Consider the following 15,299-nt stretch of genomic DNA (forward strand, 5'->3'; position numbering starts at 1 on the left):
CCGTTCATAGCACCTCGACATTATGCGATTTTATGGCGGTTGTCAGCGTAGCGTGCCGTCAATGTCAGCTTATTGCAAACAATCCGCTTTTAGCGACCGCTTGTTTTAACGGTTTTCCACCCATTGAATAGCATGGTCTAAATTAGCTTGCCAATTTGCCGAAAGCGTGTCAATCCAGCCGCTAATTTGGGCTGCCCATTGCTCGCCGTTATCCGTTTGTGCCAGTTGGGCGATTTGTTGTAATTTTGCCAGTCCGACAGAGGCTAATGCCCCTTTGATTTTATGGGCTTCTTCGGCAATCGGTTGCCGCAGTGCCGGGTTATCGGTTTGCTGCCATTGCCGTAAAAAGTGGTGCAAGTTGTCCAAGTAGGTGGGCATCAGTTTCGCAAAGAGAGCGAAATTATTCAGTACGGCTTGCTTGCCCATTACGTCAATGAGTTCCCGCAAAATTTGGCGATCGAATGGGCTGTCCGGCAGATCGGTTTCTGCTTCAAGAGGTTCGTTGTCGGCACTATTTTCCCAAAACCCTTCATTGAAATAGCGGTTGAGACAGTCGGACAAGGCTTCAATCGAGAGCGGTTTGCGCAGCACATCGTCCATTCCCATTTGGCGATATTCCGATTTGGTTTGAACAATGTTGGCGGTGAGGGCAATCAATAGTGGCAGGTAATCGACTTCACCGTTTTCGTAGCTTGCCCGCCATTGTTGAGCGAGAGCCGTGCCGGTGGTGTCCGGCAGTTGAATATCCAGTAGCACTAAATCGTAGCTGTTTTGGTCGAACAGGCGGCAGGCTTCTGCACCGGTCATTGCGACATCGACTTGGCAACTGAATTTATCCAGCATTGCTTTCGCCACCACGACATTTACTTCAATATCTTCCACCAATAAGACTTTGAGGGCGTGCGTATTGAGAGAAACGGCTTGTTGGGAATTAACTTCATCGGCTTGAATGGTCAGAGTAAAGGTTGAACCTTGGTTCAGCTCGCTTTCGACGGTTAAATCGCCCCCCATTAGCTTGGCGATACGTTTGGAGATCGCAAGCCCAATGCCGCTGCCCTGCGCTTTTTTGCCTTGGGAGTTTTCCGATTGGTAGAACATTGCGAAAATTTTGCGGTGTTCGCTGGCTTTGATGCCGATGCCGGTATCCCGTAAAATAAAGCCGAAATGGTCATTATCATAGCGGACGACATTCAAATAAATATCGCCGCCGGCGGGGGTAAATTTGACCGCATTGCTGACTAAATTCCACAAGATTTGGCTAAGGCGGGCGTTATCGACAAAAATAAAGGTCGGCAGATCGTCGTCATAGCGGATATGGAACTTAATTTTTTTCTGTTCTGCCATTAGGTTGGCAAAATGGCTGATATTGCTGATGAGCTGTGAAAACTCCACTTCGGTGCGGAAAAGCTCGATGCGGCGGCTGTCGATTTTTTCTAAATCAATAATATCGCTGAAAATATGCCCAAGGGAAACGGCACTGATATTGATGGTTTTCAGGTATTCCCGCTGTTGATCGCTCAGTTCCCCTTCAAGCAGAATTTGGCTCAAGCCGATAATGCCGTTTAGAGGGGTGCGTAATTCGTGGCTGATGGTTGCCATTAACGTGGTTTTATCTCGGCTGTTTTTTTCGATCACTTCTTGATAGCGTTTGCGCTCGGTAATGTCCCGCCCAAACCCCATAATGCAGTGGCGGTTATTCACTCGGTCGAAATAGGGGACTTTGCGGATTTCAAAACAAGCCAATTTATCGTTCGGGTAACGAATCCACTGCTCGTAGGTAACGCCGGTGTTGCTGATTAGCGTATCTCGATCGGTTGCCATAATCAGCTTGGCGGTTTCCTCGGAGTAAATATCTTTCGGGGTGAGGTTGATAAGCGCTTTTTCTGTTTTGCCGGTTAAAATTTCTAATGCGCGATTGCCGCCAAGGTAATGCCCCTCGGCATCACGATAGAAGACTAAATCGGGGGAGGCATCAAAAAAGGAACGCAGAAAGGCGGCTTGTTGCTCCAGTTCGGCATTCAAACGGGCATCTTGCTCCCGTAGCCGAGAGAGCGCATTAAGGGAGTCTTCCAGCCGAATACGCGAGCGTTCCAGTTTTTCGACAATCAAATTGAAGAAATAGATCACCAATGGGGCGGAAATTAAGCCGAAGATGATTGAGCGTAAAATATCGATCGTTTGAATCTGTCCGGTAAACAGCAAACTCAATCCGGCTTGGATCACAATCGCACAACTTGCCAGCACCACAAACCCCAGCAGTGCGGATTTTCCTTTGCCTAAACGTAGCACCCAATTGACGTAATTTTGGGCGTAATGCCGTAAGCCTTTCATCTATTCCCCCGATTGAAAACATTGTGTTGTGTCGCGTTGCCGCACCGCTACGCATAGTTAGCGCCAATAAAACAGGCAGACGATCGCCACAATTGCGACTGCAACGCCAATATAGTTGATTTTATTGATTTTTTCTTTAAAAACCAATGCCCCTATGAGTGTGCCTAGCCCGATCACGCCTAAGTTCATTCCGGTGAATACGAGGGTGGGATCGTCTTTCATCGCTTGGTGGGCTTGAATGTAAAACAGAATATTGCCGAAATTTAACCCGCCTAATAATATCCCTACGCCAATGCTAGCCAAATGCCATTGGGTGTGTTTCAGCAGTAAATAGATAAACATCACGCAGCCTGCACCGATAAAGGCGATTAAGAGCGTGAGCGGGAACGCCGAGCCGCTTTTTGCCATTTGTTTGAATAAAATGTCGATAATGCCGAAACCGACCCATACCAGCGCTAAACTGATAAGCGCTGTTTTGCCGCCTTTGCCGTCAATACCGGCTTGGCTTCGCCACAGTAAACAGCCTAATGCACTGAATGCGAGTATCAATGCAAATAATTTAGGGAAAGTAACCGCTTCACCAAACAGAGTGAATGCGGCGAAAATCGGCAGAAAGAGTGAAAGGCGTTGTGCCGCATCGGTACGGATAATGCCCGCAAACTCAAGGGCTTTGGCTTGGATCAGAAACACGCTCGGCAATAACAGACCTAACGCAAAAAAGAGATAGGCGGACGGGTTCTCCGCCACAATTTGTACGAGCGTTTGCCCGTTAAAATTCGGTTTAAGCAGGCTATAACAGAGAGCGATGGCGACCAAATAGTTCACCGCAATACTCTGTGCGATAAAAATCCCTTTGCTACGTGCAATTTTGATCAGTACCCCGACGGATACACTACATAAAACGGCGAACACCAGTTGTAACATTTTGTTTTCTTTTCAAACAGTGATAAAGGGCGTATTCTACCCGTAATCAATGCGCTAGGAAATCGCACTTGTTGTTTTTGCAAGAAATAGGGGCGATCTCACCGCTTGTAATCGATTTTTTCCGGTTGCTCAACCAAAATCAGAATTGCCGCATCGCCGCCCCATTCTCTCGGCGCTTGGTGCAGGGCAAGCACTTTGGGGTGCTGCACGAGCCAACGGGGAATTTGGTATTTTAATGCCCGTGTGCCGTAGCCGGTCATAATACTGGCGCAGTAAACCTTTTCACGCTCGCAGGCTAAAATCAGGCTTGCCAATTCTTTTTTGGCCTGCTCTTTGGTTAAACCGTGCAGATCCAAAAACAGCTCAGGGTGAAAATCGCCCCGCCGCAGTTGTTTGAGAATATAAGGATCAACATCTTCACGGCGATAGCGGACTTTTTCGTTTTCTTCAGTTAGCAGCGGCTCGTATTCATCGGAAAAATAAAAGAGCGTATCGGCTTGCTCTTTTAGCGCCCGAATGGGATTAGCGTTGGTTTGCCGTTCGGTTTTCGGCATAATTGTATCTTGTTTGAGCTTTTTAGCCCCTTTGGCAGCCTGCTTAAACAGCTCGACATCGTTGTCATCAAACATTCTTTTTCCTCTTAAATTTAATTGGAAGCATTCTAACACAAAGGGAAATATGGTATAAAACCGCAAATTTTCTTTTGTGGTAAAATATTATGTTTGAACCTCGTTATAACCTCGATTTATTAGCCGATATTCACGCCTCGCCTGTTACGGACTATCTCAAAACTGTTTTAGATATGATGCGTTGGGCATACAGCTACTTTAATGCCTCCGATCTTTATTACGGGCACGGGCTTGACAATGCGTGGGACGAAGCGAACCAACTGGTGTTAAGTGCGTTGGCGTTGCCGGTCGATGTGCCGGAAAGCTTGTATGCATCACGGCTGACGTTAACGGAGAAAAATCGCATTGTGGCGATGGTGGAACAGCGTTTGGGCTTGCGTAAGCCGGTGGCGTATCTTACCCGTTCGGCGTGGTTTTGCGGCTTGGAATTTTATGTGGACGAGCGGGTGATTATTCCCCGTTCGCCGATTGGCGAGTTAATTCAACAGGGCTTTACCGGTATTTTACGCGCTGAACCGAAACGGATTTTGGATCTCTGCACTGGTAGCGGCTGTATTGCGATTGCCTGTGCGGAGCGGTTTCCGCAAGCGGAAATTGACGGGGTTGATTTATCCGTTGATGCGTTAAATGTAGCAGAGATCAATATTGAACGCCATCAGCTTGCCCATCGGGTATTCCCAATGCAATCTGATTTGTTTGATGATTTACCGCAAGATCGCTACGACTTAATCGTTACCAACCCGCCTTATGTCGATCAGGAAGATTTGGACGATATGCCGGAGGAATTTCACCACGAGCCGGAGTTGGCATTAGGTTCTGGGGTAGACGGACTGGATATGACCAAACGTATTCTTGCTCAAGCAGCAGATTTTCTTTCGGAGAGCGGGGTATTGGTGTGCGAAGTGGGCAACAGTATGGTTCATTTAATTGAGCAATTTCCAAGCGTGCCGTTTAATTGGATTGAGTTTAAACAGGGCGGACTAGGGGTATTTAGCCTCACCAGAGAGCAGTTAATTGCCCACCGTCATCTGTTCGATTAACCTTTTTTAGCCCCTGCGTTAAGGGGCTTTTATTTCCCACGCAGCCAGTAAAGCGGCTAAGCCCTCGCTGATTTGCTGTTCCGATAAATTGCCAAACCCTAAACTGAACAACCGCCGCTGTGGGTAATCAATCGGGTAAAGTTTGATCTTTTGCCGTGCGGCTAACTCTAATAATGTTTCGGTTGAACGGGTTTCGGTTAAGAGTTCAATCAACAAATTAAAGCCGGAATGCTCACCATAATAGCTGATTTTATGTTTATAAGGGGCTAATAATTGGCAAAGTAATTCCATTTTTTTGCGGTAGATTTTACGCATTCGGTGAAGATGCTTTTCAAAATAACCGTGTTGAATAAAGCGGGCGAGCCGATATTGTTCAAAGCGGGAAACCGGGCAATGAAAACAGGCGCAATAGTGTTGATAAAGATCAAGCAATGCGGGCGGCAGGATCATAAACGTTAGCCGTAATGACGGCATCAATAATTTAGAAAAAGACCCTAAATAGATCACTTTATGCTGCTTATCCAGACTTTTTAATGCCGGAATCGGCTTACCCTTATAGCGAAATTCGCTGTCGTAATCGTCCTCAATAATAAAACGACAGGGCTGTGCCTCCGCCCATTCTAGCAGGGCTTGGCGTTGGGAAATCGGAATGACTTGCCCGAACGGATAGACATTTGAAGGGGTAACATAGGCGATATTGACGGGCTGTAGAAATAAAAAATCCAAATCCAACTGATATTGTGCATTCAGCGGTAATTTAATGATCGGCTTTTGATATAACTGCAAGATTTTTTCTACTTTCGGATAGCCGTAATGTTCCATTCCGTAATAAAAAGGGCGGTCGGGGTAGAGCTGATTAAATAATAAAATCAAATGTTGAATACAATATTCCACCCCCGCCCCAATAATAATTTGGGCTGCCTGACAATGAATACCACGGGCAGCGGCAAGATAATCGGCTATCTGCTGGCGTAAATCAAGATCGCCCTGTGCAGCGTCTAACGGAAGCAAATGCTGGCTGGCGGAATGGTAAAGCCCTTGCCCGCTCTTTTTCCATTGTTGGAACGGGAAATGAACAGTGTCAATCGCATTCGGGTTGAAATCAAATTGCGGGCGAACAAGCGGTGGGTTGGCGGGCATTTTTTGCAAAACGGCGGCTGTTTGAGGAAAATCCAATTCCGCTTGAAAACAGACATAAAAGCCCCGCCGAGCGTGCGATTCAACATAGCCCTCGGCAATTAACTGATCATAAGCACTTTCAACGGTGTTTTGGCTGATATGTAAATATTGGCAGAGCTTACGCTTAGACGGCAGCCGATCGCCGAGTTGTAACTCCTGCCGATGAATAGCGGTTTTAATCTGTTGATAAAGTTGCTCATAGAGAGGCAATGGGGCGGATTTATCTAAATGATATGCGAGTTTTTGCATAAACTGACCTCATTTATTTATCAAAAATTGACACTTTTAATCATACCTGATTGGCGACAAAATACGAACCGTTTTTTATTTAGTTGAACAGGAGCATACAATGAGCAACACAACAATCGGTTCGGATTTAGTTAAACGGGGTATGGCGCAAATGCAAAAGGGCGGCGTCATTATGGACGTTGTGAATGCGGAACAAGCCCGCATTGCCGAGGCAGCCGGCGCAGTTGCGGTAATGGCACTGGAGCGTGTGCCGTCCGATATTCGTGCCGCTGGTGGCGTGGCAAGAATGGCAAACCCGAAAATTGTCAAAGAGGTAATGGCGGCGGTGTCTATTCCGGTGATGGCAAAAGCCCGTATCGGACACATTACCGAAGCCCGTGTATTAGAGGCAATGGGGGTGGACTATATTGACGAAAGTGAAGTGCTGACGCCAGCCGATGAAGAATTTCATCTGCTGAAAAGTGATTTTACCGTCCCGTTTGTATGTGGTTGCCGTGATTTAGGCGAGGCACTACGCCGCATTGGCGAAGGCGCATCAATGCTGCGTACCAAGGGCGAGCCGGGTACGGGAAATATTGTGGAGGCGGTTCGTCATCTACGCAAAGTGAATGCACAGGTGCGGAAGGTTGTCGCAATGAGCCAAGATGAATTGATGACTGAGGCGAAAAATTTAGGCGCACCCTTTGAATTACTGTTACAAATCAAAACCTTAGGCAAATTACCGGTGGTTAATTTTGCCGCCGGCGGTGTTGCCACACCGGCAGATGCCGCTTTAATGATGGAGTTGGGCGCAGACGGCGTATTTGTCGGTTCGGGCATTTTTAAATCGGAAAATCCGGAAAAATTCGCCCGTGCGATTGTTGAGGCGACCACTCACTATCAAGATTACGATTTAATTGCCCGCTTATCCGAAGAGCTGGGCGAAGCAATGAAAGGCATTGAAATTTCCCGCCTCTCCGCCAACGAGAGAATGCAGGATCGGGGCTGGTAAAATGGCAGATTACGCACATCTCACCGTCGGCGTACTGGCTTTGCAAGGGGCAGTTAGCGAACATTGCCGACAGATCGAACAGCTAGGCGCAACAGCGGTAACGGTAAAAAATCCGCAAGATCTGACCGTTTGCCACGGCTTAATTCTGCCCGGTGGCGAAAGTACCGCCATCGGTAAGCTAATGCGAAAAAACGGTTTATTTGATGCCATTCGTGCCTTTGCGGAGGAAGGAAAGGGGCTGTTTGGCACTTGTGCCGGAATGATTTTGCTAGCCAAACAGCTTGCTGATGACCCGACCGTCCATCTCGGCTTGATGGATATCCAAGTGCAACGCAACGCATTTGGACGGCAAGTTGATAGCTTTCAAACGGATCTCACTGTCAAAGGGCTATCGCAACCTTTTCCGGCGGTGTTTATCCGAGCCCCTCATATTATTGATTTTGATCGTAACAAGGTCGAAAGTTTAGCGGAATTTAACGGACACACCGTATTAGCCAAACAGGATAATCTACTTGCTTGTGCCTTTCACCCTGAACTCACTCCAAATCTTGATATTCTGAAGATATTTTTAGATATGCTGTAAACGATAAAACGTGCCGAAGGCACGTTTTTTTATTTTCGATAAAAGCTATCTTCTATGTACTAAGCGTCATTACGCCCAACCGTTATTGCGTTTTCGGCGAGGGAGAAGAAACGGAACGAATAAGCCAAGAAGTAAGCCGACACCGAGTACAGAGCCGCCGTAGATGAAATATTGGATCATTATTTCACGGGATTCGGCATTTTGTAGCGCTTCTAAATCACGGTTTTTATTTTTTAGAATATCCAGTTCCCGCTTCAGTTGGGCATTTTGTTCCAGCAATTCATTGCTTTGTTGGGCGGCTTGTTGAGTACGGCGTTGCATTTCTGCGGTGCGTTGCTGCCAGTCTTTATCAATATTGTTGAGCTTTAAGGTTAATTCTTGAACTTGTTGTTTAAGCTGTGGGGTTAATTCTTTTGAGCTTGGGGTTGCCGTGAGTTCGCTGTTTAAAATCCACGCTTCTCGGTTTTTGCTGTCTCGAATGAGGGCATAGCGATCTTTACGGTCGAGTAAGGTCACTTTTTCACCTGCTTGGATCGTGCCTGAAATTTTAAATTGATCGCCCGGTCCTTTGCGTAAGTAGGTATTTAAGTTTTCGGTTACATATTGAGTTTGCGCAAAGGCAGAGAGAGAGAAACTTATTAGTAAAGAGGCGAGCAGCGCCGAGATTCGTTTTTGCATTACATAAAATCCTTATAAAGCAAGAAAGAGAAGTGCAATGCACTTCTCTGTGAGGTTAATTAACAGAAAATGGCGTTAAGAATATAATAAATCGCAATCGAGAGAATTGCGCCTGCCGGTAGGGTGATAACCCAAGAGGCAACGATATTGCGGATAACACCAAGGTTGAGAGCGGCGATCCCGCGGGCAAAACCGACCCCTAACACTGCACCAACGAGGGTTTGGGTGGTGGAAATCGGTAAACCGGTACCGGATGCTAATACGACCGTAATCGCACAGGCAAATTGTGCAGCAAACCCACGGCTTGGTGTGAGATCAGTAATCCCCGTTCCGATAGTCCCCATTACCTTATGCCCCATAATTGCTAGCCCAAGGGCAATACCGATCGCCCCCATCGGCAGAATCCAAGGTGCCATAATGGTTTTGCCTTCAATAATACCGCCGTGATCGACAATCGATACCACGCCTGCTACCGGTCCGATAGCGTTAGCAACATCATTTGAACCGTGGGCGAATGCCATCGCACAGGCAGTGATGATCATTAAAATGGTGAATACTTTTTCGACACCTTCAAAACCGTCACCCAAGCGGGAGAGAAAGGATTTGCTGCGTAAATAGAAAATACAGATGATGGCGGAAATAATTGCGACAATTAAGCCCAACAATGCTGTTTCTTTACCGGATAAATTTAAGCCAACGTGTTTTAATCCTTTATCTAGGGTAACTACGCAGATGATAAAGACGGTTAAGGCGGTATAATAAGGGGCGTATTTGCGGGCATTTTCTAACGGTTTTTCCGTATCGAAAATCAGTTTTTGAGTAGAAATAAAGATGATATAGGCAACAAAACCGGCAATCGGCGGCGTGATAAACCAACTGCCGACAATACCGCCAAATTCAGACCATTGTACCGCTTCCATTCCGACCGTAATGCAGGCAAAGCCAACGATTGCGCCGATAATAGAGTGAGTGGTGGACACCGGCCAGCCCATTTTAGAGGCAACTAACAGCCAAGTGCCTGCGGAAAAGAGCGAAGCCATCATACCTAAAATCAGCACGTCCGGTTTGCCGGCAAAGGCTTCGGAAGCAATAATGCCGCTTTTGATGGTTTCCGCCACTTCTCCACCGGCGAGATATGCCCCCATAAATTCAAACACTAATGCAATATAAATGGCGCTTTTGACACTGATAACACCGGAGCCGACCGATGTACCCATTGCATTGGCAACATCGTTTGCGCCGATCCCGAATGCCATAATAAAGCCGAAAATTGCGGTAATCATTACCAACATAAAACCGTAGTTATGAATCAATTCCATAATTTCACAACCTCTTAGGAACGAGCCAACATTAACTCAATACGGGAACCGATACGTTGTGCTTGATCTGCCAAGACGCCGATCCATTCCACAATTTTATAAATCACCATAATATCAATCGGGCTGTGCTCGTTCTCAATGGATAAGATCGCTTTGCGTAGTACGATTTGAAGCTGATCCGTATCGTCTTCAATAATATCTAATTCTAAAATCATTTTATTGACGAAGTTAAGCTCACGTCCGCGGAAGCCGGTTTCAAGTAGGTGATCCATTTCGTCAATTACTTTGCCGACGTGAACGGCGGCATCAAGGCTACGAGTTAAAAAGCGTTCAAAAGCAGGTTGTACGTTTTGCGGGATAACTAATTGGCGACCGATAATGCGACCGGAAATATCTTTGGCATAATTGGCGAGTTTATCCAGTTGTGTAACCAATTCCAGTAAGTCGGTACGTTCAACCGGCATAAATAAACCGCGCGGTGATTTTAAGCGGATTTCCCGCTTTAACGTATCGGCACGGTGTTCTAAATCAATAATTTGACGGCGGATTTCTTCCGCTTTCGTCCAGTCATTTTCAAAGGTTGCCTCAAAAAAAGGCACTAATAATCCACAACATTCAGTCACTTTCTTGGCGTGCTTTTGTAGCGGTTTAAGTGGCGATTGAGCGAATAATCCTAAGATATTATTCATTGCCATAGATAGATCTCCAGTAAAATTAATATAGTTGGTCTGCCAAACGGCAAAACGGATCAAATTTTACCGTATGTTTTGGTTGAGATCACGGAATAATTATCGACAAGCGGTCAGATATGACAAAATTATTGCAATCGGTTTTAGGGTGATGCCGAACGCCTTTAAGGGAGATTGGCGATTGTCCCATTAAAAATCAAACATTTAATTTAAAAATTTGCGTGTTTTAAATTTACAATGTGTTGTAGAAATATTATTATTTCAGCCGTTTTGCCTATTTGGTAGGCGTTTTTTGATATTGCAAATTTAGAGGGTAGGTATGCAAAACCTAGAAAGTATTGTTGCACAAGCGATTTCAGCGGTTGAGGCAGCGAGTGATGTCGCTGCGCTTGAAGCGCTACGCGTTGAATATTTCGGTAAAAAAGGTCAATTTACCTTGTTAATGCAAGGGTTACGGGATGTGCCGGCGGACGAGCGCCCTGCGGTTGGCGCAAAAATCAATGAAGCCAAACAAGCGGCACAAGAGGCGCTGAATGCGAAGAAAGTAGCATTAGAAGAGGCGGAATTAAATGCCAAATTAGCCAATGAAAGCATTGATGTGAGCTTGCAGGGGCGGGCGACTGATTTGGGTGGCTTGCACCCGGTTTCAATCACAATTGAGCGTGTCGTTAAGTTTTTCAGTGAATTAGGCTTTAGTGTTGAAAACGGGCCGGAAATTGAAACGGATTACTACAACTTTGATGCGTTGAATATTCCGGATCATCACCCGGCACGTGCGGATCACGATACTTTCTGGTTTGATGCCAAACGGTTACTGCGGACGCAAACCTCCGGCGTGCAAATTCGTACAATGGAAAAAGTGCAACCGCCGATGCGGATTATCGCACCGGGACGGGTTTATCGTAACGATTACGACCAAACTCACACCCCGATGTTCCACCAAATCGAACTTTTATATGTAGATAAAAAAGCCAACTTTACCGAGTTAAAGGGGCTGTTACACGATTTCCTCCGTGCCTTTTTTGAGGAAGATTTACAGGTGCGTTTCCGCCCGTCTTATTTCCCGTTTACCGAACCCTCGGCGGAAGTGGACGTAATGGGCAAAAACGGCAAATGGCTTGAAGTGTTAGGCTGCGGAATGGTTCACCCGAATGTGTTACGTCAAGTGGGAATTGATCCGAACGAGTATTCCGGTTTTGCGGTCGGAATGGGGGTGGAGCGTTTGACGATGCTACGCTATAACGTTACCGATTTGCGTGCTTTCTTTGAAAATGACTTACGTTTCTTAAAGCAGTTTAAATAAATTGAGGAATAAATAATGAAATTCAGTGAATCTTGGTTGCGTGAATGGGTGAACCCTGCGATTTCAACGGCGCAGCTATGCGACCAAATTACAATGTTAGGGCTGGAAGTTGATGGTGTTGAGCCGGTTGCCGGTGAATTTAGCGGTGTGGTTGTCGGTGAAGTGGTCGAATGTGCGCCACACCCTGATGCTGATAAATTGCGCGTTACCAAAGTGAATGTGGGCGGCGAGCGTCTGTTGGATATTGTTTGCGGTGCGCCGAATTGTCGTCAAGGCTTAAAAGTGGCGTGTGCGGTTGAAGGAGCGGTATTGCCGGGCGATTTTAAAATTAAGAAAACCAAATTGCGTGGTCAGCCGTCAGAAGGAATGCTCTGTTCCTTTTCGGAATTAGGCATTAAAGACGATCATAACGGCATTATCGAACTGCCGTCCGATGCGCCGATTGGTGCAGATTTGCGTGATTATCTACAACTTAACGATAACACTATTGAAATCAGTTTAACGCCGAACCGTGCCGATTGCTTGAGTATTGCCGGTATCGCCCGTGAGGTTGGCGTGGCAAATCAAGCGGTCGTTAATCCGCCAAAAATTGCAAAAGTCGAACCGACCATTGCCGACAAAGTGGCGATTGAACTGGTCGCACCGGAAGCCTGCCCACGCTATTTATTGCGAGTGGTTAAAGGGGTAAACGTGAAAGTGCCATCCCCGCTTTGGTTGCAGGAAAAACTCCGCCGTTGCGGTATTCGCTCTATCGATCCGGTGGTCGATATTACCAATCTCAGCTTGTTGGAATTAGGTCAGCCGATGCACGCTTTTGATATGGCGAAAGTGGCACAGCCGGTGCAGGTTCGTCTGGCGAAAGAGAATGAAAAATTAGTGTTACTGGACGGCTCGACCGCAACATTACAACCGAATACATTGCTGATTGCCGACCAAAACGGCCCGCTTGCAATGGCGGGGATCTTCGGCGGACAAGCGAGCGGCGTGAGCGAAACTACCCAAGATGTGATTTTGGAAGCCGCTTTCTTTTCCCCACTTGCGATTACCGGACGGGCACGGCAGTATGGCTTGCACACCGATGCGTCCCACCGCTTCGAGCGAGGGGTTGATCCTGAATTAGCCCGCAATGCAATGGAGCGTGCTACCGCTCTCTTATTGGAAATCTGTGGCGGCGAAGCAGGTGAGATTGTCGAAGCGGTCAGCCCGGCACATTTACCAACATCAAAAACGGTTACACTACGCCGTGAAAAATTGGATAGCTTGCTTGGGCATTCTATTCCAACGGAAACGGTTACGACTATTTTTGACCGTTTAGGTTTCCAAGCCGGCTTTGAAAATGACGTTTGGACGGTACAATCGCCGAGTTGGCGGTTTGATATTGAGATCGAAGAAGATCTGATTGAAGAAGTTGCCCGTATCTACGGCTACAACAGCATTCCGAATAATGCGCCGCTCGCTCATTTACAGATGAAAGGTGTGCCGGAAAAAATGTTGGAGATGCAGCGGGTCAAAACCGCATTGGTGGATAGCGATTACCAAGAAGTCATCACATACAGTTTTGTTGATCCGAAAGTGCAGACGCTCTTGCACCCAACGCAGGAGGCGTTAATACTGCCAAATCCGATTTCAAGCGAAATGTCGGCAATGCGAGTGTCCCTATTAACCGGGTTGTTGGAAACGGTTGCTTACAACCAAAACCGCCAACAAAGCCGAGTGCGAATTTTTGAAACCGGCTTGCGTTTTATACCCGATGCCAATGCCGAAAACGGTATCCGTCAAGAAACGGTATTAGGGGCGGTGATTGTCGGCGATAAACGCCCGACACACTGGGAATATAAAGCGGAAAATGTCAATTTCTTTGATTTAAAAGGCGATTTGGAACGGGTCTTATCCCTGACTAAAATCGGCAAAACGCTACGTTTTGTGGCAAAATCGTTTCCGGCATTGCACCCGGGACAATCTGCGGCGATTATGCTTGATGGGCAGGAAATCGGTTTTATCGGCACAATTCACCCGAAAGTAGTGCAAAAATTGGGATTATCCGGCAAGCCGATCGCCTTTGAATTGTTAGCATCGGCTATTGCAGAACGGACTATCCCGAATGCGAAAGAGATTTCCCGCTTCCCGTCAAATAAACGGGATATTGCGATTGTTGTGGATAATAACGTGCCGGCAGGGGAGATTGTCGAACTCTGTCGTCAAGCCGGCGGTGAAAAACTCGTGGCGGTGAATCTGTTCGATGTGTATCAAGGGGAAAATTTATCGGTAGGCAAGAAAAGTTTAGCCCTTAGCCTCACGGTTCAAGATACGGAAAAAACCTTGGCGGAAGAGGAAATCAACGCAGTGATTCAAGCGGTATTAGAGGCACTTGCACAACGTTTTAATGCTTATCTAAGAGATTAGATTTAAGGAAACATTATGGCACTTACCAAAATTGAAATTGCAGAAAATCTCATTGAAAAATGCGGATTAGATAAACGTGTTGCCAAACAATTTGTTGAGCAATTTTTTGAGGAAATTCGCGCATCGCTGGAAAAAGGCGAAGAAGTGAAACTCTCCGGCTTCGGTAATTTTACGGTTCGGGAGAAAAAAGCCCGTCCCGGTCGAAATCCGAAAACGGGCGAAGATGTGGCAATTTCTGCACGCCGTGTCGTCTCGTTTAAGCCGGGGCAAAAATTGCGTGAACGTGTTGAAAATGAGATGGTAAAAGCCTAAATGATAAAGACATTCTGCCAAAAGCAGAATGTCTTTTTTAGAGGATAGAATAATAATGCGAATTTGGAAGAAAAGCACAGCGGTTGGGCTGATTGCAATAACGAGCGTATTTCTGACCGCTTGTAGCGGCACGCCACCGGCGGAAAAGGCAAAACCGACTCAAGTATCGAAAATTTATGGGAAACGCACCGGTAGTTTGCACGATCCGATTATGGCAATTAGCAGCCTAAGCGAACACCAACGTGAATGGAAAGGTACACGCTACCGTCTTGGCGGCACGTCTCGCAAGGGGGTCGATTGCTCCGGTTTTATGCAAATTACCTTTCGGGATCTGTTTGGTATTGCGTTACCGCGTACCACTACCGAGCAGGCCCAAGCGGGCAGAAAAGTGGCGAAAGCCGAGTTACAAACCGGCGATTTGGTCTTCTTTAAAACAGGGCGAGGTCCTAACGGCAAACACGTTGGGGTGTATGTTAAAAACGGACAATTTCTACACGCATCAACTAAGGGCGGGGTAATCTATTCCGATATTCACTCACCTTATTGGTCAAAAACGTTCTGGCAGGCACGGCGTTTATAAAAATGCGAGATAGATCACAAAATTAACAAAAAAATTCACGATTCTTTAAAATCTGTTTGAAAAGCTGAATAACTTGACGTAATCTAGCC

Annotated in this window: 14 protein-coding genes; 7 read left to right on the forward strand and 7 right to left on the reverse strand. The window is 46.5% G+C overall.

Annotated features, from left to right (window positions below):
- Window positions 1-105 precede the first annotated feature (105 nt).
- From E4T80_RS02810 to smrB, 3 genes are all read right to left on the reverse strand, one after another.
- A complete protein-coding gene (locus E4T80_RS02810) occupies window positions 106-2,331 on the reverse strand; it encodes an ATP-binding protein (RefSeq protein WP_135054751.1) in 2,226 nt (741 codons plus the stop codon).
- Window positions 2,332-2,388: 57 nt separating this feature from the next.
- Entirely contained in the window at window positions 2,389-3,255 is an 867-nt protein-coding gene (locus E4T80_RS02815) for an EamA/RhaT family transporter (RefSeq protein WP_135054753.1), read from the reverse strand.
- A 98-nt stretch (window positions 3,256-3,353) separates the two neighbouring features.
- Entirely contained in the window at window positions 3,354-3,884 is a 531-nt protein-coding gene (smrB, locus tag E4T80_RS02820; RefSeq protein WP_135054755.1) for an endonuclease SmrB, read from the reverse strand.
- 89 nt (window positions 3,885-3,973) lie between these two features.
- Between smrB and prmB the strand changes: the two genes are divergently transcribed.
- A complete protein-coding gene (gene prmB, locus E4T80_RS02825; protein WP_135054757.1) occupies window positions 3,974-4,924 on the forward strand; it encodes a 50S ribosomal protein L3 N(5)-glutamine methyltransferase in 951 nt (316 codons plus the stop codon).
- A gap of 18 nt (window positions 4,925-4,942) precedes the next feature.
- On the opposite strand, the gene pdxR is transcribed toward prmB, so the two are convergent.
- A complete protein-coding gene (pdxR, locus tag E4T80_RS02830; protein ID WP_135054759.1) occupies window positions 4,943-6,352 on the reverse strand; it encodes a MocR-like pyridoxine biosynthesis transcription factor PdxR in 1,410 nt (469 codons plus the stop codon).
- A 100-nt stretch (window positions 6,353-6,452) separates the two neighbouring features.
- Between pdxR and pdxS the strand changes: the two genes are divergently transcribed.
- Both pdxS and pdxT read left to right on the forward strand, forming a co-directional pair.
- Entirely contained in the window at window positions 6,453-7,343 is an 891-nt protein-coding gene (gene pdxS, locus E4T80_RS02835) for a pyridoxal 5'-phosphate synthase lyase subunit PdxS (protein WP_135054761.1), read from the forward strand.
- Between the two features lies 1 nt (window position 7,344).
- A complete protein-coding gene (gene pdxT, locus E4T80_RS02840; RefSeq protein ID WP_135054763.1) occupies window positions 7,345-7,926 on the forward strand; it encodes a pyridoxal 5'-phosphate synthase glutaminase subunit PdxT in 582 nt (193 codons plus the stop codon).
- A gap of 69 nt (window positions 7,927-7,995) precedes the next feature.
- Here pdxT and E4T80_RS02845 read toward each other — a convergent pair whose 3' ends face one another.
- The 3 genes from E4T80_RS02845 to E4T80_RS02855 are packed head-to-tail and all read right to left on the reverse strand — an operon-like array spanning window position 7,996 to window position 10,618.
- Window positions 7,996-8,604 (reverse strand): TIGR04211 family SH3 domain-containing protein, encoded by a 609-nt coding sequence (locus tag E4T80_RS02845; protein ID WP_135054765.1) that lies wholly within the window; start codon window positions 8,602-8,604, stop codon window positions 7,996-7,998.
- Window positions 8,605-8,663: 59 nt separating this feature from the next.
- Window positions 8,664-9,923, reverse strand: coding sequence for an inorganic phosphate transporter (locus E4T80_RS02850; protein WP_135054767.1), 1,260 nt, complete (start codon window positions 9,921-9,923; stop codon window positions 8,664-8,666).
- Between the two features lie 14 nt (window positions 9,924-9,937).
- Window positions 9,938-10,618 carry a TIGR00153 family protein gene (locus E4T80_RS02855; RefSeq protein ID WP_135054769.1) on the reverse strand — a complete coding sequence of 227 codons (681 nt, stop codon included), beginning with the start codon at window positions 10,616-10,618 and terminating at the stop codon, window positions 9,938-9,940.
- Between the two features lie 313 nt (window positions 10,619-10,931).
- On the opposite strand from E4T80_RS02855, the gene pheS reads away from it, so the two are divergent.
- Genes pheS through E4T80_RS02875 form a run of 4 tightly spaced genes read left to right on the forward strand, consistent with a single transcriptional unit; the run spans window position 10,932 to window position 15,210 of the window.
- Window positions 10,932-11,915, forward strand: a complete 984-nt coding sequence (gene pheS / locus E4T80_RS02860; RefSeq protein WP_135054771.1) for a phenylalanine--tRNA ligase subunit alpha — start codon at window positions 10,932-10,934, stop codon at window positions 11,913-11,915.
- Between the two features lie 15 nt (window positions 11,916-11,930).
- Entirely contained in the window at window positions 11,931-14,318 is a 2,388-nt protein-coding gene (pheT, locus tag E4T80_RS02865; protein ID WP_135054773.1) for a phenylalanine--tRNA ligase subunit beta, read from the forward strand.
- Between the two features lie 15 nt (window positions 14,319-14,333).
- Window positions 14,334-14,630: an integration host factor subunit alpha gene (locus E4T80_RS02870; RefSeq protein WP_047976885.1), complete on the forward strand. Its 297-nt coding sequence runs from the start codon at window positions 14,334-14,336 to the stop codon at window positions 14,628-14,630.
- Between the two features lie 55 nt (window positions 14,631-14,685).
- Entirely contained in the window at window positions 14,686-15,210 is a 525-nt protein-coding gene (locus E4T80_RS02875; RefSeq protein ID WP_135054775.1) for an NlpC/P60 family protein, read from the forward strand.
- Window positions 15,211-15,299: the final 89 nt, after the last annotated feature.

It is taken from the genome of Muribacter muris (assembly GCF_004569585.1).
In the GTDB taxonomy this organism is placed as follows: domain Bacteria; phylum Pseudomonadota; class Gammaproteobacteria; order Enterobacterales; family Pasteurellaceae; genus Muribacter; species Muribacter muris.